Origin of the sequence: Streptomyces sp. 4N124, assembly GCF_052245395.1 — a bacterium.
In the GTDB taxonomy this organism is placed as follows: Bacteria; Actinomycetota; Actinomycetes; order Streptomycetales; family Streptomycetaceae; genus Streptomyces.
Genome location: NZ_JBQQBS010000024.1, coordinates 115,711 through 134,621, shown reverse-complemented (window position 1 = coordinate 134,621; position 18,911 = coordinate 115,711). Strand labels below are relative to the sequence as shown.

Below are 18,911 nucleotides of genomic sequence, written 5' to 3'. Positions count from 1 at the left end.
GGGCGTTAGGGGTTGCGCGGCCGGGGTCGGGGGCGGGGGCGGGGTCGCGTCCATCGCCGGCGGCGGGCCGAACTCACCCATCGGTGGTTCGACCGTGCCGGGCGGGGTGTCCTGTACCGATTCCGGTATGGCGCGCGGGGGGAAGGTGGGGGCGGCGTCGCGAGGCGGCTGCGGCTGCGCTTCCGGTATGGCGCGCAGCACGTGCGTGGACCTGTCGCGGGGCGGCGCGGGCGGACCGGGAGGGGGAGGAGGCGGTACGGCGTCTCGTACGGCATCCGCTGCGGGCACGCCCCCTGGGGATACGACCCCCTGCGCCGACTCCCGCGCGGCGTCCCCCGGGAGCACGGACTCCCCCACCGGCCGCGACTCCCCCATCGGCCCCGCACCCCCCGCTCCCACTCCCACCCGCACCGGCTCCGCCGTGAACTGCGTGGAGCCGTCGCCGTTCATCAGGAGTGGGACGACGTAGCCGATGCGCTCGTCGTGGATGGTGGCGTGGACCGGGTGACCGGTGGCGAGGGCGATGCGGTGGAGGTGGTTCAGGACGGTGTGCTGGATCTCCTCGCCGGGAGCGGGGACGACGGGGACGCCGCCCACCGATGCGGTGCCCGCGCCCGGCCCCGCCACGGGGACGTGGACGTCGATGGGGGCCACCGCGGGGCCCGCCGACTGGGCGGCGTGCTTCTGTTCCCGCTTCTTGTCGCGGCTGAGTCGAGACATCGTTCCCTCACTCGGATGTGCCGGGTAGTCCGCGGACGGGGCGCTCGGCTACGGGTTCGGTTTCCATGGTGCCCCCCGCCCCGCGGCCTCCGCTTCCGCGCCCCCCGACAGCAAGATCCGGTCGTGCACGTACTGTTGAGTAGTCTCTCCGCTCGCCCCCGGTTCCCACGTCACCATGGCGTCACAGCCTCGTCCCAGGAGCTCACGCCCCGTCGTGGAGCCGGCGCGGGCGGGGCGGGATCGGTGGCTCGGGAGGACGGAGTGGGCATGCGGACGGATGTGCAGCAGGGGCCGGAGATCTGGCTCCGCGGCCCGGTGGCCGTGACGGGGTCGGACGGCCCCGCGCTTCCCGGAGCCACGGCCCGGCGTTTCTCCTGGGTCGGCACGCACGGCGGGGCGGGCGTCTCCACGCTGGCCACCGTCTACGGCGGCCAGGACTGCGGACGTGACTGGCCCGGCCCCGATGATCCGCGGTCGGTGCTGCTCGTCGCCCGCACCCACGCGACCGGCCTGGCGTCCGCCCTGCACGTCGTGGAGGTCTTCCGGCGCGGGGAGGCCCCGCCGGGACTCGATCTCGACGCCGTCGTCCTCGTCGCGGACGCCCCCGGCCGGCTGCCCCGCCCGCTCGCCCAGCAGGTCAAGGTGATCGAGTCGGTGATCGACGTGTACCGCGTGCCGTGGGTGCAGAACTGGCGCCTGGGCGACCTGAGCGGGAGGCCGCCGCGCGAGACCGCGGCCCTGACACGGCTCACGGAGGTACGGACTCGCTGACCTCCACCGAGATCGCCGCCGCCGTACGGTCAAGGACGCTGCGCGCCGTCGATGTCGTAGTGGAGTCGCTGGAGCGGATCCGGCAGGCCGAGCCCGAGCTGTGCGCCTTCGTCGAGGTGTGGGGCGAGGAGGCGCTGCGGCGGGCGGGCGAGGTGGACGCACGGGTCGCGGCGGGCGAGCGGCTGCCGCTGGCCGGGGTGCAGATCGGAGTGAAGGGGCGGCGGCACGGGCTGCGTACGGCGGCTCCGCTGATCGAGGCCGGGTGCGTCCCCGTGGGCGCCACGGCCGTTCCCGGGCACGGAACTCCCTGGCAGACCTGGGGACTTGGCGCGTACGGCCGTACCGTCAACCCCTGGCGCTCCGACCGCACCCCCGGTGGCTCCTCCGCCGGTTCCGCCGCGGCGGTGGCCGCGGGCCTGGTGCCGCTGGCGACCGGCAGCGACGGGGCGGGGTCGGTGCGGATCCCCGCCGCCTGGTGCGGGGTGGTCGGCCTGAAGACGACCAACACCGACCGTACGGGGCTCACGGCGGCCGGGGTGCTGGCGCGGTGTGCGGAGGATGCGGCGGCGTACTGGCGGATCACGGCCGGGGAACAGCCATCGGATTCCGAAGTACCTGCACCGACCGCCGTCTGGTCCCCCGACCTCGGCTTCGCAGCCCCCGATCCGGAGCTCGTCGCCATCGCGCGAACGGCAGCGCAGCACCTCGCGGACACCGGCGTCGTACGGCTCGTCAGAGCCACCCTTCGTCTCGAAGACCCTGCCCCCGCCTGGCTCGCCCTCCGCACTCCCGGCGCCGACCCCACTGCCGCCCACCGCCTCCGTGCGCAGAACGACCGTCGCCTCGACGCCCTCTTCGCGGACGCGGACCTCCTGCTGACCCCGACCACCCCGAACCCGCCGCACGGCCACGAAGGCCCGGGCGACCGCTACTCCACGGCGCTCACCTGGGCGTTCAACCTCAGCGGACACCCGGCCCTCAGTCTCCCGGCCGGTTTCGGCGCCGACGGCTGTCCGGTCGGGCTGCAGCTGGTGGCGGCGCATGGCCGGGAGGCATTGCTGCTGGGGGTGGCGCGGGAGGCGGAGGGGCGAGCTGGGTTGCGGGCGAGGCCGACGCCGTACATGTGACCCATGGACATTTAAATGTGTGCGCATATACTGCGTACGCAAGTAGCCGTCGTACGCCGACCAAGTGGGGGATGTCATGAGCCGCCGTTTCCTGTTCCTGCTGGGCAGCAGCCGCAGCGAGGGCAACACCGAACTGCTGGCCCGCAGGGCCGCCGAGCAGTTGCCCGCGGACGTCGAGCAGGAGTGGATCGACCTCGCCGCCCGTCCGCTGCCCGACTACGAGGATCTGCGGCACGACAGCGACCATGTCCGCCCCACGGAGGGCACCACGGCGTTCCTGCTGGACGCGACGCTCTCGGCGACGGACATCGTGATCGCCTCGCCGCTGTACTGGTACTCGGTGTCCGCCCCGACCAAGCGCTACCTCGACTACTGGGCGGGCTGGCTGCGCACCCCCGGCCTCGACTTCAAGGCGACGCTGGCCGGGCGCACCCTCTGGGGCGTCACCGCGCTCGCGCACGAGGAGCGGGAGGTAGCCGACCCGCTGATCGGCACCCTCAACAACTCGGCCGCCTACATGGGTATGCGCTTCGGCGGCGTCCTGCTCGGCAACGGCTCCAAGCCCGGCGACGTACTGAAGGACGCCGAGGCGCTGGCCCACGCCAAGACGTTCTTCGCCCAGGAGGCACCGCTCGCCCGCTTCCCGTACGACGGCTGACTTCTACGCCGTGATGTCCTTCGTCGTGAACCGAGCCCAGGCGGCTGCCCCGAAGACCGCCGCGTAGAGGCCTTGCAGGCCGAGGTTCTTCACCAGGTCGTCCCAGTAGATCGGATCGCGCATGAGGTCGGCGAAGGACAGCCAGTAGTGGGAGAAGAAGTACGGCTGGAGTGCGTGCAGTTGCGGGATCTGGTCGAGGATCTGGACGGTGATCAGCAGACCGACCGTCGTCGCCATCGCCGCGATGCCGCTGTTGGTGAGGGTGGAGACGAACAGGCCCAGGGCCGCCACGCCCGTCAGTGACGCGGCGACGACCAGCGCGATCAGCAGGGCTCGGCCCAGGCCCTCGGTGAAGCTGATCTGGGTTCCCGAGATCGTCGTGAGGTCGCCGAGCGGGAAGAGCAGCGCGCCGACCGTGAGCGCCGAGACCGCGACCACCAGGGTGGCCACCAGGCAGAAGGCCATCGTGGTCGCGTACTTGGTGAGCAGCAGGCGGGTGCGGCCGGCCGGGGCGACGAGCAGATAGCGCAGCGTTCCCGCGTTGGCCTCGCCGGCGATCGCGTCGCCCGCGATGACGCCGATGGCCATCGGCAGGAAGAACGGGAGGGTCGCGGCCAGCGCGGTGAAGACCAGGAAGAGGCCGTTGTTGGTGATCTGCGAGATGAACGCGGGCCCCTCTCCACCGCCGCCGCCTCCGCCGACCCCCGAGCCGTCGCTCGTCTCGATCTTGACGGCGATCCCGACCAGGATGGGTACGGCGGCCAGCACACCGAGAAGCGCGAGCGTGCGCCAGCGCCGGAACGTCGTCACCAGCTCGCTGCGGAGGAGACCGAGGGTCCACAACGGGCTCTGTTTCCGGGGGACCTGGACCTCGCTCGGCCCGACCAGCTCAGCCTGCGACATCGAAGCCCTCCCCCGTCAGCGCCACGAACGCGTCTTCCAGGGAGGCCCGTTCGACCGCGAATCCGCGGACCCGAACCCCCGCCGTCACCAACGCGGCGTTCACCGCGGCGAGATCACGGTCGGGCGGCTCCGCGGTCACCCGGTCGTCCTCGATGGTGACGTCCGAGGCGCCCTGCTCCTTGAGCACCCGGGCCGCGTCGCCCGTGTCCGGGGTGGTGACGACCAGTCGGCCCCGCATCCCGGCCGCCAGGTCCGTCACCGCGCCCTGTGTGATCAGCCGCCCCTGCGCCATCACGGCGGCATGGCTGCAGACCTGCTCGATCTCGTCCAGCAGGTGGGAGGAGAGGAAGACGGTCGTGCCGTCGGAGGCCAACTCCCTGATCAGGGAGCGGATTTCACGCATCCCCTGCGGATCGAGCCCGTTCGTCGGCTCGTCCAGGACGAGGAGCCGGCGGGGCTGGAGCAGCGCGGCGGCGAGACCCAGCCGCTGCTTCATGCCGAGCGAGTACGCCTTCGCCTTCTTGCCCCCTGCCGCTGTCAGACCCACCCGGTCCAGCGCGGCCGCGACGCGTGCGCGCCGGGTGCGCGGGTCGGCGGTCGGGTCGGCGGCGTCGTACCGGATGAGGTTGTCGCGGCCGGAGAGGAAGCCGTACAGCGCGGGCCCCTCGATCAGCGCGCCGACGTGCGGCAGTACGGCGCGCGTGCCCCGGGGCATGGGATGGCCGAGTACGCGTGCCGTGCCGGAGGTCGGCTCGATGAGGCCCATCAGCATGCGGATGGTGGTGGTCTTGCCGGAGCCGTTCGGACCGAGGAAGCCGAAGACGCTGCCTGCCGGGACGGTCAGATCCAGACCGTCGACGGCGAGCTGCCCGCCGCGGAAGCGCTTGGTGAGCGCACGGGTCCGGATGACCCCGTCACCAGCACTCTCCGTGTCCGGCTCCGTGGCGGGCGGCTCGTCCATCGGCTCCCTCGATTCGTCGTACGCGTACGGTACTTCGCGTACGAGTGTTCTGCGTACGGCTGTTACTTGGCCTCGTTGGCCGCCTTCACCAGGGCGTCCTTCGTGACCATGCCGACGTAGACCTTGCCGTCGTCCGTCATCAGGGCGTTGACCAGGCGGGTCTTGAAGACCGTGCCCTCGCCGAACTTGCCGGTCACCTTGTCGCCGAGCGAGTCGAGGAAGCCGCCGAACTGGCCGCCGACCTCGGAGCCGGAGGGCATGCCCTCGCCGCCGGTCTCGATGACCGCGATGGAGTTCCAGCCCTCGCCTATGACCTTCGGCTCGCCCTCGGGCGCCTTCTGCTCGTCCGGAGTCTTGGAGTTGTCCGGGATCTTGAAGTCGTCCGGAGCCTGGCCGTGCTCACCGGCCGCGACGTCGCCCTCCTCCGTGACCTTCGCGCCCTTGGGCGGGGTGAAGTCGAAGGTGGAGGCGGCCGGCTTGGCGAAGGTGACCTGGGTGAAGCCCGCGTCCACGACGGCGGCGCCGCCGCTCGCCGGGGTCAGCGTGAACTTCAGCGGCAGACCGGTCTTGGCGTCCACGCCGACGGTGATCGCACCGACCGTGGAGCCGGAGTCCTTCGGCTTGATGAGCAGCCGGTAGGCGTCCCGGCCCGCGATCTGCGCGGTGCCGTCGACGGTCACGGACGTCGTGTCGTCGACCGACTTCAGGGCCTCCTCGGCGAGTTCCTGGGGCGTGGCCGGGACGTCTTCCTTCGTCTTCCCGTCGGCGCTCTCGGATGCGGTGCCGTGGTAGACCTCGTTGGACGCGCTGTCGTAGCCCCAGACGTCCTTGCCGTTGTGGATCAGGCTGTACTCGGCGGCGTTCTGCAGCAGCGAGATCTTGTGCTTGTCCTCGCCGTCGGCGGCGACGCGCACGGTGTGCGTGCCGGACGCCAGCTCCATGAGCTTGGAGCTCGGGTCGGCGGACGAGCCCTCGCCCGACTGCGTCGCCCCGGACATCAGGCTGCTCTCCAGGCCGCCGAGGTCCGGCAGCCCCAGGTCCGTGCTGATCTTCACCGTGCCGGACAGCTGCTGTACGTCCGATGCGGCGATCTTCTCGATGAGTTGCTGTGCGCTGATCTTGGGCAGGTCGGGGTCGCCGGAGTCGGCGATCGCCGGGACCAGCCCGATGGTCGCCGCCGCCACGCCCACCACCGCGACCGGAACGACGTACCGCGCGGCCTTGCGGCGCCCGGCGCGGAGGTCGTCCACCTCGCCGGCGGTCGTGCTGTCGTCGGATTCGTACGGTGCCATGTGTGCCTTACCTCCGTCGTAGCGGCGGCTGTCGCTTAATCGCACTCGTCCCACCCTGAGCCGCCATTCTCACCCGAATCGGTGAGGAGTGGTGTTTTCCGTGGTCTCCAGTTGACCAAATCGGCCGGAGGTATACGTCAACCTGCGGAGCCAACTCCGCGTACTGCTGCGGTATGACATGCGAGGGCGGCGCCTCCCCCGACCCGTAGGGGTCGTGCGGGGAAGACGCCGCCCTTTCTTGTGGATCAGTGCGTGGATCAGCGCCGCGTGGGTCAGCGCTGGATGAACACGTAGTCCGCCTGGTAGGGCACGCCGACGATGGTGCCCGGCTCGCAGGAGCCGGCCGGGGCGACGCCGCCGACGGTGTTCAGCCGCAGGATCTCCGCGGTGTCGGCGAGGAGCCCGCGGTGCTTGCCGGACTGGGTGGCTTTGAGGTCCAGCTCCGGGATGTTCTTGTCGCCGTTGGGCGTCCTGCTGATGACGGATCCGGTGACGGCGCTGCGGTCGGGCGCGATCCACTGCGGCGTACCGGAGTTGGGCTTGACGAAGGAGTGCGCGATCGGGCCGGCCAGGATGGCGCTGACGTCCCGTTGGCCGAAGGCGTACCCGCCGCCCTCGGCCGGCTTGCACTCGTAGATCTGCTTGCCCTTGAGGACGGATGCCTGGAAGTTGTCGAGCGCGTCGCGGAAGTCGAACGCCGTGGTCACCTTGTGCAGCTGGCCGCGGACGGCTCCGCCCGGGAACTCGGCCGTGTGCAGGTTGGCGTAGAACGAACCGGGGTCGGACTTCAGCGAGTTGAGCAGAGCGGCGTCGTCGACCTTGACGCTGCCGGTGACGGTCTTGCCCTTGGCGCCCGCGAGCAGCTTGGTGAAGTCGACCTTGACGCCGCCGTTCGTGCCCTTGGCGCCCTGGTGGATGTGGAGCAGGGTCGGCTTGTCCGTGCCGCGCCACTTCACGGCGACGGACACCTTGTTGTCCTTCACCTTCACGAACTGGAGCGCGGCGCCGTCCTTGTCCCCGACGGCCGGACCGCCCTCCACGGGCACCTCGCCCGCGCCCCGCAGACTGGCGGCGAGGATGGTCCCGCCCGTGCCGCCCGCCACGGTGCCGCTCTGGCTCACGATGCCTTCGCCTCCGGTGTGCCCCGCGTGGTCGGCGCGGTTGCCTCCGGCGGCGAAGGCGGGAATCACCGCGGCGGCGACACCACCGGCGGCGGCCACCGCGACAGCGGTGACGATCAGGCTCTTACGGCGCAGTGAGAACGTCGCGTTCATGCCCATAATTCTTTTGTCTCCCCGTAATGCAGCCGACGCCCCCTGCGTCAGCTTCTGGGCATGAATACGGAGGCGATCTCAGTCTGGACTCAGTCCAGCAGTGTGACCTGCATCACACCACAAGTCCCCGCTGCTCAGCGCCGGAACTAGCCCGCCCGATGCACCACGGCGTCGCACAACTCCAGCAGCGCCGCCTTCGCGTCGCACTCCGGCAACGGAGCCAGCGCGGCCCGCGCGTCCTCCGCATACCGCACCGTGTCCCGCCGCGCCTGCTCCAGCGCCGGATGCCCACGCAATCCCGCGAGCGCCTCCGCGAGCCGAGCGTCGTCACTCAGGTCGGAGTCCAGCAGCTCGCACAGCGCGACATCCTCGGCCAGCCCCAGCCGGGCCGCCCGCTCCCGCAGCCGCAGCACCGGAAGGGTCGGAATCCCCTCGCGCAGGTCGGTCCCCGGCGTCTTCCCGGACTCGTGCGAGTCGGACGCGATGTCCAGGACGTCGTCGGCGAGCTGGAAGGCGACCCCGAGCCGCTCCCCGTACTGCGTCAGCACGTCGATCACCGTCTCGTCGGCACCCGACATCATCGCCCCGAACCGGCACGACACCGCGACCAGCGACCCGGTCTTCCCGCTCAGCACGTCCAGGTAGTGCTCGACCGGATCCCGGCCGTCCGTCGGTCCTGCCGTCTCCAGGATCTGCCCGGTCACCAGCCGCTCGAACGCCTCCGCCTGCACCCGCACCGCCTCCGGACCGAGATCGGCGAGGGTGTGCGAGGCGCGCGCGAACAGGAAGTCACCGGTGAGCACGGCGACCGAGTTGCCCCAGCGGACGTTGGCGCTGGGCACCCCGCGCCGTACGGCCGCCTCGTCCATCACGTCGTCGTGGTACAGCGTCGCGAGGTGCGTCAGCTCGACGACCACGGCGGACGGCACGACCCCCGGTGCGTACGGGTCCCCGAACTGCGCCGAGAGCATCACGAGCAGCGGCCGGAACCGCTTGCCGCCGGCCCGCACCAGATGCTGCGCGGCCTCGGTGATGAACGGGACCTCACTCTTGGTGGCTTCGAGCAACCCTTCCTCGACAGCCGCCAATCCGGCCTGGACATCGGCTTCCAGAGCCTGGTCCCGCACGCTCAGCCCGAACGGCCCGACGACGGTCACGAGGGGTCTCCTGTCTGCTGGTGTCCACTGGCGTTTACACGGTTTGTCGATAGGTCGCTGCCATCACTCAAGTCAGCGTATCCGGTCACCTTTCGATCACCGATGCCCACCCACCCGTGCAGCACGGGCGGTATCGGATCACGACCGGTATGTTTTCGATCATCTGAAAAGAATGGATATCTATCGACTTACCCGGAAGTAGGGAGGTGTGTCCATGAACATCCGTACGTCCTTCCCCTACGAGACGACTCATGAGGACCTCCGTATCCCCTTGTCGGACGGGACCCTGCTCTACGCGCGCGCGTGGCGCCCGCTCACCGACGAGCCCGTACCGGCGCTCCTCGAATACCTTCCGTACCGCCTGACCGACTGGACCGCTCCCCGCGACTTCCAGCGCCACCCCTGGTACGCGGGCCACGGCTACGCCTCCGTCCGGGTCGATGTGCGCGGGCACGGCAACAGTGAGGGCGTCCCGGGCGACGAGTACGCGGTGACGGAGCTGGCCGACGGGGTCGAGGTGGTCAACTGGCTGGCGGCGCAGCCCTGGTGCGACGGCAAGGTGGGCATGTTCGGCATCTCCTGGGGCGGCTTCAACTCCCTCCAGATCGCGGCCCTCGCGCCCGAGCCGCTCAAGGCGATCGTGACCGTCTGTTCGACGGACGATCGCTATGACAACGACGTGCACTACATGGGAGGTTCCGTCCTCGCGGTGGACATGCACGCCTGGGCCGCCGCCATGCTCGCCTTCTCCTCCCGGCCGCCCGATCCGCGGCACGTCGGCGAGGCCGCCTGGCGCGAGATGTGGGTCGAGCGCCTGGAGGCCGTCCAGCCCCTCGTCCACACCTGGCTCGCCCACCAGACCCGGGACCGCTACTGGCGCCGTGGCAGCGTGTGTGAGGACTACGGCGCGATCAAGGCGGCCGTCCTCGCGGTGGGCGGCTGGCACGACCCGTACCGCGACACCGTGCTGCGGCTCGTCGAGCACCTCCCACCCGATCGCGTACGAGGACTGATCGGCCCCTGGTCGCACCAGTACCCGGACCGCGGCCTGTCGCCCGGTCCGGCGATCGGCTTCCTCCAGGAGACTTTGCGCTGGTGGGACCACTGGCTGAAGGGCAGGGGCGCACTCCCCGAGCCCCTGCTGCGCGCCTACGTCACCGACTCCCACCGCCCCGCCACGGTGTACGGCACCCTGCCCGGCCGCTGGGTCGGCGAGCCCGCGTTGCCCTCCCCGAACGTGACGACGGTGACGTACGCCTGTCAGGGCGCCCCCGTCCTCGTACGGTCGCCGATGCACACCGGGGTCGACGCCGGCCGCTTCATTCCCTTCGGCAACGATGCCGACCTGCCGCCGGACCAGCGGGAGGAGGACGCGCGGTCGGTGTGCTTCGAGTTTCCGGTGGCCGAGGAGACGTGGGTGCTGGGGCGGGCGCGGGTGGGGCTGCGGGTGACTGCCCAGGCGCCGCGGGGGCAGGTCGTGGCGAGGGTATGTGACATAGCACCGGACGGCTCGTCGACCCTGGTCACGCGCGGAGCACTGAACCTCTCGGCACGACAGGGCCGCGACCGGACCGTGCCATGGACGCCGGGCACCACCGAAGAGGTGACCTTCGAGCTGAATGCCGTCGGCCACGCCTTCCCGCCCGGCCACCGCATCCGGCTCGCCGTCTCCTCCGCGTACTGGCCGTGGATCTGGCCGCAGCCCGACTCGGCGGCGGGCTTCACCCTGGACCCGGCGGGCAGCTTCCTCGAACTGCCCGTACGGAAGCGCGAATTCGACCGTAATATCCGTTTCGAGGAACCCGAGCAGGCTGAGCCGCTGGGCGTCAACTTCCCCGCCACGCTCGACGAGCCGCGCCCCGGACGCCTGGTGGTGCGGGACGTCGCGCGGGGCACGTGGCGGCTTGAGGTCGACCCGAGGTACGGCGGCACGCGCGCGTACCCCGACGGGCTGGAGTCCACCGAGGACGCGCTGGAGACGTACACGATCGACGAGACGGACCCACTGTCGGCCCGCACCCGCTCGGACTGGTCGATCCGGTTGCACCGCCCGGAACAGGGCTGGGACACCACGGTCCGCACCCGCTCGGAGATCAGCTGCGACGGGGACCACTTCACCACCTCCGACGAGGTGATCTGCACGGAGGGCGGCCAAGTCCTCTTCCATCGGACCTGGGAGAAGCGCATCCCGCGAACGGCCGGTTGATAAAGCCCTCTTGGTCCGATTGCCCGTTTTGCCGCGCTTGCGGACACGCGTGACGTGACTCACGTCCCGACCTGCACAGAAAACACACAGGCATCCGCCGATCCGCCTTTCGCCATGGCCAGTTGGGCTTGGCAACCGCAAAGGATCAAGCAGCACATTCGCCCCACACCAAGGTCAATAGGTGCGATGTGTGAATCCGGTACTTGTTTCGGACATGTGCTCTCGCATACGTTCCCGGCCTGTCGGGCGGACGCCGAATCCTGCCACCGCCCGAACGACCCATTGACCAACTCACCGCACGGCAGGAGCGGGGGACCCAGGTAAGCCGCCGGACCGGACACCGTGCCGGGACGGCTCGGGGTGAAGCCATGCCCGTGAGGGTGTGGCCGGGCACCTCCCAGCCCGAACCCGACAGCTCACCTCGCAGGCGCCGGAGAGGAACTTCGCCATGGCTGCAGCCGGTAAGCACCGCCGTACCAGAACCGCTCGCATCACCCGCGCCATCGCCGTCGCCGGCACCGGCGTCGCCGTCCTCGCGCTGCCGGTCATCGGCGCGACCAGCGCCTCGGCGGCCACCCCGACCGTGGCCACCGCCACCTCGCTGGGCTACGCCGACACCCTCGACGGCTGGATCCGCGCGTCCCTCCAGGTGATGGCGCAGAACGGCATCCCCGGGTCGTACGACGGCATCTACCGCAACATCATGCGGGAGTCCTCCGGCAACCCGGCAGCCATCAACAACTGGGACTCCAACGCCGCCGCGGGCACCCCGTCGAAGGGCCTCCTCCAGGTCATCGACCCGACCTTCGAGGCCTACCACGTGGCCGGCACCGCGTACAACCCGTACGATCCGGTCGCCAACATCACCGCCGCCTGCAACTACGCGTTCCAGCGGTACGGCTCGATCGACAACGTCTTCGGCGCGTACTGAGAACTACCCCGTCGGGAAGAGACGTTCGAGGACGACGGCGATGCCGTCGTCCTCGTTCGACAGGGTGATCTCGTCGGCCACCGCCTTGAGTTCGGGATGGGCGTTGGCCATGGCGACGCCGTGCGCCGCCCAGTCGAGCATGGGGATGTCGTTGGGCATGTCCCCGAAAGCGATGGTCTGCCCAGGTCCCAGCCCCAGATGCTCGGCGGCCAGCGCGAGACCGGTCGCCTTGGTCACCCCGCATGGCTGGAGTTCGACGGTCCCGGGCCCCGACATGGTGACCGTCGCGAGTGAACCCACCACCGCGCGCGCCGTCGCCGCCAACTCATCGTCGGACAGGGCGGGATGACGCAGCAGCACCTTGCTGATGGGCGCGCACCACAGGTCGTCGCGGCGCCCCACGCGTACGGCGGGCAGGGTCGGGTGGGGCATCAGGTACCCCGGTTCGATGAGCGTGAGCCCGTCGACGCCGTCCTGGTCGACGGCTGCGTACACCTGCCCGATCTCCGCCTCGATCTTGCCGAGCGCGGTCTCGGCCAGCTCCCGGTCCAGCGTGACGGACCACAGCAGACGGTCCGCGCCGGCGTCGTACACCTGCGCGCCCTGTCCGCACACCGCGAGCCCCTCGCTGCCGAGGATGTCGAGCAACGGCCGCACCCTCGGGGCCGGCCGCCCCGTCACCACCAAGTGCCGGGCGCCGAACGCCGTCACCTGCGCAAGCGCGGCGAGCGACCGGTCGGAGAGCGTGTCGTCGCCCCGGAGCAGGGTGCCGTCCAGATCAGTGGCGATGAGTGAATATGCGATGGGTGCGGCCATGATCAGAGAATACGGACAGAAAGCCCGACCGACTCGACGCGAACAGGACGCCTCCTACGGTGACTTGGGCCGGAGAGTCCCCGTTTCACTCCCTCGGGACGCCCCCGGAGCGAATGACACCGTGACGCCGTGACGTCTCCTTCCCCAAGGCACCTCCAGAAGACCGCCCCCGCCGTCCGGAACGGCTTCGGCGACGTCGCTGACCTGCGGCTGCCGTAGCAGGCCTCGCCCCCGTAACGTGTGCCGCGACCACATGACACACCTGGTATACGGACCGCACGAGAGCGAGGCAGCACCCATGCCCCCCTTCGATGTCCCCGAGGGCGACCCCTTCGGCCCGCACAACCTTCCGTACGGTGTCTTCTCCCCCGCCGGTACCACGGAGCGGAGGGTCGGGGTCCGGCTCGGCGACCACGTCCTGGACGCGGGCGCGGCGGCGCACGCGCTCGGCTCGCCGTACGCCCCCCTGCTCGCCCGGCCCACCCTCAACCCGCTGCTGGCCGCGGGCCGCACCACCTGGTCGGACGTACGGCGCGCGCTGACGGCGTGGCTGACGGTGCCGTCCCACCGGGAGACCGTCGAGCCGCTGTTCCACCCCCTGTCCTCGGTGACCCTGCACCTCCCCTTCGAGGTCGCGGACTACGTCGACTTCTACGCCTCCGAGAACCACGCCCGGAACGTCGGCCGTATCTTCCGCCCCGACGCCCCCGACTCCCTGACCCCCAACTGGAAGCATCTGCCGATCGGTTACCACGGCCGCTCCGGCACGGTGGTCGTGTCGGGCACGGATGTCGTACGACCGTCCGGGCAGCGCAAGTCCCCCGCCGACCCGGCGCCCGTCTTCGGCCCCTCCGTCCGCCTGGACATCGAGGCGGAGGTCGGCTTCGTGGTGGGCACGCCGTCGCCGATGGGCCGACCGGTCGGGCTCGGCGACTTCCGGGACCACGTCTTCGGCCTCTGCCTGCTCAACGACTGGTCCGCCCGCGACATCCAGGCCTGGGAGTACGTCCCCCTCGGCCCGTTCCTCGGCAAGTCCTTCGCCACGTCGGTGTCGGCGTGGATCACGCCGCTGGACGCGCTGGACGAGGCGCGGGTGGCGCCGCCGGAGCGGACGTATGCGTTGCTGCCGTATCTGGACGATGCACAGGAGGAGCCTGGTGGCTACGACCTGCGCATCTCGGTCGCCGTCAACGGCCATGTGATCTCCGAGCCCCCCTTCTCCACCATGTACTGGACGGCCGCCCAGCAACTGGCCCACATGACCGTCAACGGCGCCTCCCTGCGCACCGGCGACCTCTACGGCTCCGGCACGGTCAGCGGCCCGACCGAACACGAGCGCGGCTCCCTCCTGGAACTGACCTGGAACGGCCGCGACGCACTGGAACTCCCCGACGGAAAGCGGACGTTCCTGGAGGACGGGGACGTGGTGACGCTGTCGGCATGGGCGCCGGGGGCGGACGGGGTGCGGGTCGGGTTGGGGGAGGTTGTGGGGCGGGTTGTGGCGGGGAGCTGAGGCGGAGGGCTGACGCGGGGAGGGTGCCGGAGGGGGCGGGCGCTGGGATCGGGTGGTGCCCGAGGGGCAGGTGCTCGGATCGGGTGGTGCTTGTCCCATGACTCGGGCGGCCATCGCCGTCATACTTACGGCGGGCGGGATGCCCCGTAGCCGCGCCCCCTCCCGAAGCGCAGCCCTTCCCGACCAGGATCCGGAGACCCTGGCATGACCGTCTGCCTGCTCCTGCTGAGCGTCGTCGCCCTCACGGCCGCCGTGCCGGTCCCGCGTGCTCTGACCCGGGCGGGGTGGCCGGAGCGGGAACCCGTGGTCGGGCTGTGGGTGTGGCAGTGCCTGGTCGCGACGGTGCTGCTGTGCTGTCTGACGGCGCTCGTGCTGGGCACGGCCGCCGTCTTCCACACCGTCCGCGACCGGGTCTTCGCCCCGGCGCCGCCGTCGGTGACCGCCGCGTACGACTTGTCCACGGCCCCGGCCTGGGCCGCCGCCCTCACCCTGCTGCTGGCCTGCGGGGCCGCCTGGACGACGGCGATGCTCGCCCGCGAGCTGGTGGAGGCGCGCAGGCGCCGCGGCCAGACCCGAGCGCATCTGCGCGAACGCGCCCCCGAACTGCCGGCCGGGCTGGGTGCCGCCGCGCGCGGTCCGCTCCTGGTCCTCGAGGACGAGTACCCCGACGCCTGGTGGATGCCCGGCAGCCCGCCCCAACTGGTCGTCACCACCGGCGCCCTGCACCGGCTGACCGACCACCAGCTCGACGCCGTCCTCACTCACGAACGCGACCACGCCCGCGCCCATCACGACTGGCTGCTGCACCTGTCCACCGCCCTCGCCACCGGGTTCCCCCGCATCCCGCTCTTCGCCCACTTCTGCGACCAGACCCACCGCCTCGTCGAACTCGCCGCCGACGACACGGCATCCCGCCGATGCGGCCACCTGACCACCGCACTGGCGTTGATCGAGCTCAACCAGCACCGGGGCGTCCTGTCCTGCGCATCCAGCCACCGCCTGCTCGGCGAGCGCGTGGACCGGCTCCTGGAACCCCGCCCACGGCTGGGCCGCCGCCGCAGGATCATCGCTACGACGACGGCCGCGCTGGTGCCGCTACTGCCCCTGCTGATCCTTTTCGGCCCGGGGTTGACGGCGCTGGCGTAAGCGGGCGGAGGGGGACGGCCTCGCTGCTTCGGGTCGGCTGCTTCGGGTCGGCTACTTCGGGTCGCGGTTGAAAACCGACTTCGACCAGAAGTAACCGAGTGCGGTGAGGGCGAGGCACCAGGCGATCGCCAGCCACCCGTTGTAGCCGATCTCGCTGCCGAGCAGCAGACCGCGCAGGGTCTCGATGGCCGGGGTGAACGGCTGGTACTCGGCGATCGGCTGGAACCAGCCCGGCATCGCGTCGATCGGGACGAAGGTGCTGGAGATGAGCGGGAGGAAGACCAGCGGCAGCGCGTTGTTGCTGGCTGCCTCGGCGTTCGGGCTGACCAGGCCCATCCCGACCGCGAGCCAGGTGAGCGCCAGGGTGAACAGCGTGAGCAGGGCGAATGCCGCGATCCACTCCAGGGCCGTGGCATCCGTGGAGCGGAAGCCGATGGCCACGCCGATGGCGCCGACGAAGGCCACGCTCATGATCGCCTGGAGCACGCTGCCGAGAACGTGCCCGATGAGCACGGAGCCACGGTGGATCGCCATCGTGCGGAAACGGGCGATGATGCCCTCGTTCATGTCCATGGCGACGGACACGGCGGTGCCGACCGCGGTGGAGCCGATGGTCATCAGCAGGACGCCCGGCACGAGATAGGCGATGTACTCGGACCTGTCCGCCCCGCCGCCCCCGATGCCCGCGCTCATCGTGTCGCCGAAGATGTAGACGAAGAGCAGCAGGAGCATGACCGGCGTGAGCAGCAGGTTCAGCGTGAGGGACGGATAGCGGCGCGCGTGCAGGAGATTGCGCCGCAGCATGGTGGAGGAGTCGCGCACGGCGAGGGAGAGGTTGCTCATCGGACGTTCTCCTTGGGCTGGTTGGGGACGTTGGCCGGGCCGGTGAGGGCGAAGAACACGTCGTCGAGGTCGGGGGTGTGCACGGTCAGCTCGTCCGCCTCGATGCCGGCGGAGTCGAGCCAGTCGAGGAGGGAGCGCAGTTCGCGCTGACTGCCGTCGCTGGGGATGTGCAGGGCGAGGGATTCGTCATCGCCCGTCACTTCTCGCAGTGCTGCGGCGGCGGACTGGTAGGCGGCCGGGTCGGTGAAGCGGAGGCGGACGTGTCCGCCGGGGATGAGCCGCTTGAGCTCGTCGGCACTTCCCTCGGCGGCGATCTTTCCGTCGTTGAGGACGGCGATGCGGTCGGCGAGTTCGTCGGCTTCTTCCAGGTACTGGGTGGTGAGGAAGACCGTGACGCCGTCGGAGACGAGTTCGCGGATGATGCCCCACATGTTGTGGCGGGAGCGGGGGTCGAGGCCGGTGGTCGGCTCGTCGAGAAAGATGATCCGCGGGTTGCCGACCAGGGTCATGGCGATGTCCAGCCGCCGCTTCATACCGCCGGAGTAGCTCTGCGCGGGCTTCTTGGCTGCTTCCACCAGGTCGAAGCGTTCCAGCAGCTCGGCGGCGACCCGCCGCCCCTCGGACTTGGACAGGTGGTGCAGGCCCGCCATGAGGAGCATGTTCTCCTCGCCGGTGATCAGCCCGTCCACGGCCGAGAACTGCCCGGTGACACCGATCGCGCCGCGCACGGCCTGCGGCTCGGCGGCGATGTCGTGGCCCGCGACCTGGGCCTGTCCGCCGTCGGCGGTGATGAGCGTGGAAAGGATCTTCACGGCGGTGGTCTTCCCAGCGCCGTTCGGCCCGAGCAGCGCGAACACGGAACCGGCCGGGATGTGCAGGTCGATGCCGTCGAGGACGGTCTTGTCGCCGTACGACTTGCGCAGACCGACGGTGGAGACGGCGGCGGGCGACTGCGGACCGTCGCCACTCCGCCTGGACGTGGGCATGACAGATGAAGGCACGGGACCCTCCCTTTCGAAGGCTGAATTGACGGGGGTAGTGGATGAGTTGGTGGGGCCGGTGTTCAGGCCTTGGCGCGGCGAATATCGATGTTGCCCCAGTTGGTCCGGGCCCGGACCTTGACGGATTCCTCGGACTGCGCCGGGGCCTCGGACGGGGTGAGCGCGTTGCGGACCTGGCCGTTCTCGGAGTTGGCGTCGAGCCAGGCGGCGCTGCCCTCGCGGATGCCGACCTCGATGGCGCCGTAGCTGGTCTCCAGCTGGACGGTGCCGCGGGCGACGTCGGCCACGCGCAGGGCGCCATGGGCGGTGGTGGCGGAGACCGAGGCCTCGGCGCGCCCGATCTCGATATCGCCGTGTGCGCCGCTCACCCGCAGCTCGCCGGTCACGGCGTCGACGATTGTGGTGCCGTGCGAGTTCTTCAGGACGGCGTGACCGTCGACGAGACCGACCCGCAGGCTGCCGGAGCTGGTGGTGATCTCGGCCATGCCCTCGACCCGGTCCACGCGGACCGATCCGTGTGAGGCCTTGAGGTGCAGCGGTCCGGTGGTGTCGAGACGGACGTCGCCGCCCGAGGTCTTCACCCGCACCTTCCCGAGCCGACCCTCGCCGAGCACCTGGGTCCAGGAGCCGGTCACGTCGAGGGACGAGCCGACGGGCAGCTCGACCGTCACGTACACGAGGCCGCTGGGGCCGATCATGCGGCGCTCGGCGGTCCTGACCGTGAGGACGCCGCTCGCGTACAAGACCTCGGTCTGCTCGGCGGCCCGCACGTCCTTGCCGCGCTTCGGGTTGGCGGGCTCCACCTCGACGACGGTGTCGGGTCGGTCGCTCGCGGTGAACTGGATGGAACCGGCGCCCACATGAGCGTTGACCGAGATCGCTTCGGGGGTGTCGAAAGTAGGCATGACTGTCCCGTCCTCTTGGGCCCTTGGGACGTCCCCGCTGGTGGGACGTGGTGTGGATGAAGTAGGTCAGGCGGAGGCGCGGGCTAGCGCACCCAGCCCGTGAAGCTCTGTCCGACGGTCCGGGTCTTCTCCGTCGTACGCGGCCGGGCACCGCCGTCGACCGCGGCCGACACGGCCCGCACCAGCCACGCGTTGACCGACAGCCCCTCACGGCTCGCGGCCTCCTCGGCACGCGCCTTGAGGTGCGCCGGCAGCCGCAGATTGACGCGAGCGGTGCCGCCCTCGTCACCGTCGGCGGGAGCCGAGGCCCTGAGGTGTTCGACGGGCGCGACAGGCTCCGCGGAGGCGCCATCGTCGGTCGACGGCAGTGTCACCACGAAGTCGGGATCGAGCCCACGCAGCCGTACGTCGACCGAGCCGGGGGCGAGTTCGCGGGTGATCTCGTCCATCGCGGCGGAGAGCACATTGAGCAGGGTCAGACGAGTCGCCGACTCCAGGGGAGCCGTGAGCCGCTCAGCCAGCTCGCGGGCTTCGTCACCGCCGGCCTCGGCGGCCACCGCGAGTTCACGGCGGAGGGTGTCGACATACGGCGTGAGGTCCATGACGCCATCATGGCACCACGATGGCGCCACACGCAAGCCATGAGGTGGCAGCCTGAGCCCGAAGCCCTACCGACACCACCCTGAC

The 18,911-nt window shown here is 70.7% G+C and carries 17 protein-coding genes, 1 pseudogene and 1 riboswitch; of the genes and pseudogenes, 7 read left to right on the top strand and 11 right to left on the bottom strand.

The annotated features are described in order from the left end of the window. A pseudogene (locus tag ACTWQO_RS24400) lies at positions 1-720 on the bottom strand (tetratricopeptide repeat protein); the annotation flags it as partial. A gap of 267 nt (positions 721-987) precedes the next feature. Here ACTWQO_RS24400 and ACTWQO_RS24395 point away from each other — a divergent pair. The 3 genes from ACTWQO_RS24395 to ACTWQO_RS24385 all read left to right on the top strand — a co-directional run bounded on the left by ACTWQO_RS24395 (position 988) and on the right by ACTWQO_RS24385 (position 3,276). Further along, positions 988-1,491, top strand: a complete 504-nt coding sequence (locus ACTWQO_RS24395; RefSeq protein WP_443239478.1) for a DUF6668 family protein — start codon at positions 988-990, stop codon at positions 1,489-1,491. Beyond that, positions 1,488-2,618 (top strand): amidase, encoded by a 1,131-nt coding sequence (locus ACTWQO_RS24390; protein ID WP_443239483.1) that lies wholly within the window; start codon positions 1,488-1,490, stop codon positions 2,616-2,618. The genes ACTWQO_RS24395 and ACTWQO_RS24390 overlap by 4 nt, the downstream gene beginning before the upstream one ends. A gap of 76 nt (positions 2,619-2,694) precedes the next feature. Continuing rightward, positions 2,695-3,276, top strand: a complete 582-nt coding sequence (locus ACTWQO_RS24385) for a flavodoxin family protein (protein ID WP_443239477.1) — start codon at positions 2,695-2,697, stop codon at positions 3,274-3,276. A gap of 3 nt (positions 3,277-3,279) precedes the next feature. On the opposite strand, the gene ACTWQO_RS24380 is transcribed toward ACTWQO_RS24385, so the two are convergent. The 5 genes from ACTWQO_RS24380 to ACTWQO_RS24360 form a co-directional block, all read right to left on the bottom strand. Next, positions 3,280-4,179 (bottom strand): ABC transporter permease, encoded by a 900-nt coding sequence (locus ACTWQO_RS24380; RefSeq protein ID WP_443239476.1) that lies wholly within the window; start codon positions 4,177-4,179, stop codon positions 3,280-3,282. Further along, positions 4,166-5,140 (bottom strand): ABC transporter ATP-binding protein, encoded by a 975-nt coding sequence (locus tag ACTWQO_RS24375; RefSeq protein WP_443239475.1) that lies wholly within the window; start codon positions 5,138-5,140, stop codon positions 4,166-4,168. The genes ACTWQO_RS24380 and ACTWQO_RS24375 overlap by 14 nt, the downstream gene beginning before the upstream one ends. 62 nt (positions 5,141-5,202) lie before the next feature. Further along, positions 5,203-6,432, bottom strand: a complete 1,230-nt coding sequence (locus ACTWQO_RS24370) for a LolA family protein (protein ID WP_443239474.1) — start codon at positions 6,430-6,432, stop codon at positions 5,203-5,205. Positions 6,433-6,704: 272 nt separating this feature from the next. Continuing rightward, a complete protein-coding gene (locus ACTWQO_RS24365; protein WP_443239473.1) occupies positions 6,705-7,706 on the bottom strand; it encodes a CHRD domain-containing protein in 1,002 nt (333 codons plus the stop codon). Positions 7,707-7,852: 146 nt separating this feature from the next. Continuing rightward, a complete protein-coding gene (locus ACTWQO_RS24360; protein ID WP_443239472.1) occupies positions 7,853-8,863 on the bottom strand; it encodes a polyprenyl synthetase family protein in 1,011 nt (336 codons plus the stop codon). A 214-nt stretch (positions 8,864-9,077) separates the two neighbouring features. On the opposite strand from ACTWQO_RS24360, the gene ACTWQO_RS24355 reads away from it, so the two are divergent. Both ACTWQO_RS24355 and ACTWQO_RS24350 read left to right on the top strand, forming a co-directional pair. Next, positions 9,078-11,069: a CocE/NonD family hydrolase gene (locus ACTWQO_RS24355; RefSeq protein ID WP_443239471.1), complete on the top strand. Its 1,992-nt coding sequence runs from the start codon at positions 9,078-9,080 to the stop codon at positions 11,067-11,069. Positions 11,070-11,351: 282 nt separating this feature from the next. Beyond that, positions 11,352-11,514, top strand: a riboswitch (cyclic di-AMP (ydaO/yuaA leader). A gap of 3 nt (positions 11,515-11,517) precedes the next feature. Then, complete coding sequence (locus ACTWQO_RS24350; RefSeq protein ID WP_443239470.1) at positions 11,518-12,000, top strand: transglycosylase SLT domain-containing protein; 483 nt, start codon at positions 11,518-11,520, stop codon at positions 11,998-12,000. A 3-nt stretch (positions 12,001-12,003) separates the two neighbouring features. Here ACTWQO_RS24350 and ACTWQO_RS24345 read toward each other — a convergent pair whose 3' ends face one another. Then, on the bottom strand, positions 12,004-12,816 hold the full coding sequence (locus tag ACTWQO_RS24345) for an HAD family hydrolase (protein WP_443239469.1): 813 nt from the start codon (positions 12,814-12,816) through the stop codon (positions 12,004-12,006). Between the two features lie 298 nt (positions 12,817-13,114). Between ACTWQO_RS24345 and fahA the strand changes: the two genes are divergently transcribed. Together fahA and ACTWQO_RS24335 are read left to right on the top strand one after the other, a co-directional pair. Further along, on the top strand, positions 13,115-14,329 hold the full coding sequence (gene fahA / locus ACTWQO_RS24340; RefSeq protein WP_443239468.1) for a fumarylacetoacetase: 1,215 nt from the start codon (positions 13,115-13,117) through the stop codon (positions 14,327-14,329). A 204-nt stretch (positions 14,330-14,533) separates the two neighbouring features. Continuing rightward, the gene (locus ACTWQO_RS24335) at positions 14,534-15,475 is read left to right on the top strand and encodes a M56 family metallopeptidase (protein ID WP_443239467.1); all 942 of its coding nucleotides are present in this window, start codon (positions 14,534-14,536) and stop codon (positions 15,473-15,475) included. A 51-nt stretch (positions 15,476-15,526) separates the two neighbouring features. On the opposite strand, the gene ACTWQO_RS24330 is transcribed toward ACTWQO_RS24335, so the two are convergent. The 4 genes from ACTWQO_RS24330 to ACTWQO_RS24315 all read right to left on the bottom strand — a co-directional run bounded on the left by ACTWQO_RS24330 (position 15,527) and on the right by ACTWQO_RS24315 (position 18,826). Further along, the gene (locus tag ACTWQO_RS24330) at positions 15,527-16,318 is read right to left on the bottom strand and encodes an ABC transporter permease (RefSeq protein ID WP_443239466.1); all 792 of its coding nucleotides are present in this window, start codon (positions 16,316-16,318) and stop codon (positions 15,527-15,529) included. Continuing rightward, the gene (locus tag ACTWQO_RS24325; RefSeq protein ID WP_443239482.1) at positions 16,315-17,304 is read right to left on the bottom strand and encodes an ATP-binding cassette domain-containing protein; all 990 of its coding nucleotides are present in this window, start codon (positions 17,302-17,304) and stop codon (positions 16,315-16,317) included. Before ACTWQO_RS24325 ends, ACTWQO_RS24330 begins: the two co-directional genes overlap by 4 nt. Before the next feature lie 77 nt (positions 17,305-17,381). After that, positions 17,382-18,224 carry a DUF4097 family beta strand repeat-containing protein gene (locus ACTWQO_RS24320; protein WP_443239465.1) on the bottom strand — a complete coding sequence of 281 codons (843 nt, stop codon included), beginning with the start codon at positions 18,222-18,224 and terminating at the stop codon, positions 17,382-17,384. An 83-nt stretch (positions 18,225-18,307) separates the two neighbouring features. Further along, positions 18,308-18,826 carry a hypothetical protein gene (locus ACTWQO_RS24315; RefSeq protein WP_443239464.1) on the bottom strand — a complete coding sequence of 173 codons (519 nt, stop codon included), beginning with the start codon at positions 18,824-18,826 and terminating at the stop codon, positions 18,308-18,310. Positions 18,827-18,911 lie beyond the last annotated feature (85 nt).

What these genes read in the sequence shown, in the direction of transcription:
- ACTWQO_RS24395 (WP_443239478.1), top strand. Translation starts at nt 988, where the DNA reads ATGCGGACGGATGTGCAGCAGGGGCCGGAGATCTGGCTCCGCGGCCCG.
- ACTWQO_RS24385 (WP_443239477.1), top strand. Translation starts at nt 2,695, where the DNA reads ATGAGCCGCCGTTTCCTGTTCCTGCTGGGCAGCAGCCGCAGCGAGGGC.
- ACTWQO_RS24380 (WP_443239476.1), bottom strand. Translation starts at nt 4,179, where the DNA reads ATGTCGCAGGCTGAGCTGGTCGGGCCGAGCGAGGTCCAGGTCCCCCGG.
- ACTWQO_RS24375 (WP_443239475.1), bottom strand. Translation starts at nt 5,140, where the DNA reads ATGGACGAGCCGCCCGCCACGGAGCCGGACACGGAGAGTGCTGGTGAC.
- ACTWQO_RS24370 (WP_443239474.1), bottom strand. Translation starts at nt 6,432, where the DNA reads ATGGCACCGTACGAATCCGACGACAGCACGACCGCCGGCGAGGTGGAC.
- ACTWQO_RS24365 (WP_443239473.1), bottom strand. Translation starts at nt 7,706, where the DNA reads ATGAACGCGACGTTCTCACTGCGCCGTAAGAGCCTGATCGTCACCGCT.
- ACTWQO_RS24355 (WP_443239471.1), top strand. Translation starts at nt 9,078, where the DNA reads ATGAACATCCGTACGTCCTTCCCCTACGAGACGACTCATGAGGACCTC.
- ACTWQO_RS24350 (WP_443239470.1), top strand. Translation starts at nt 11,518, where the DNA reads ATGGCTGCAGCCGGTAAGCACCGCCGTACCAGAACCGCTCGCATCACC.
- ACTWQO_RS24345 (WP_443239469.1), bottom strand. Translation starts at nt 12,816, where the DNA reads ATGGCCGCACCCATCGCATATTCACTCATCGCCACTGATCTGGACGGC.
- fahA (WP_443239468.1), top strand. Translation starts at nt 13,115, where the DNA reads ATGCCCCCCTTCGATGTCCCCGAGGGCGACCCCTTCGGCCCGCACAAC.
- ACTWQO_RS24335 (WP_443239467.1), top strand. Translation starts at nt 14,534, where the DNA reads ATGACCGTCTGCCTGCTCCTGCTGAGCGTCGTCGCCCTCACGGCCGCC.
- ACTWQO_RS24330 (WP_443239466.1), bottom strand. Translation starts at nt 16,318, where the DNA reads ATGAGCAACCTCTCCCTCGCCGTGCGCGACTCCTCCACCATGCTGCGG.
- ACTWQO_RS24325 (WP_443239482.1), bottom strand. Translation starts at nt 17,304, where the DNA reads ATGCCCACGTCCAGGCGGAGTGGCGACGGTCCGCAGTCGCCCGCCGCC.
- ACTWQO_RS24320 (WP_443239465.1), bottom strand. Translation starts at nt 18,224, where the DNA reads ATGCCTACTTTCGACACCCCCGAAGCGATCTCGGTCAACGCTCATGTG.
- ACTWQO_RS24315 (WP_443239464.1), bottom strand. Translation starts at nt 18,826, where the DNA reads ATGGACCTCACGCCGTATGTCGACACCCTCCGCCGTGAACTCGCGGTG.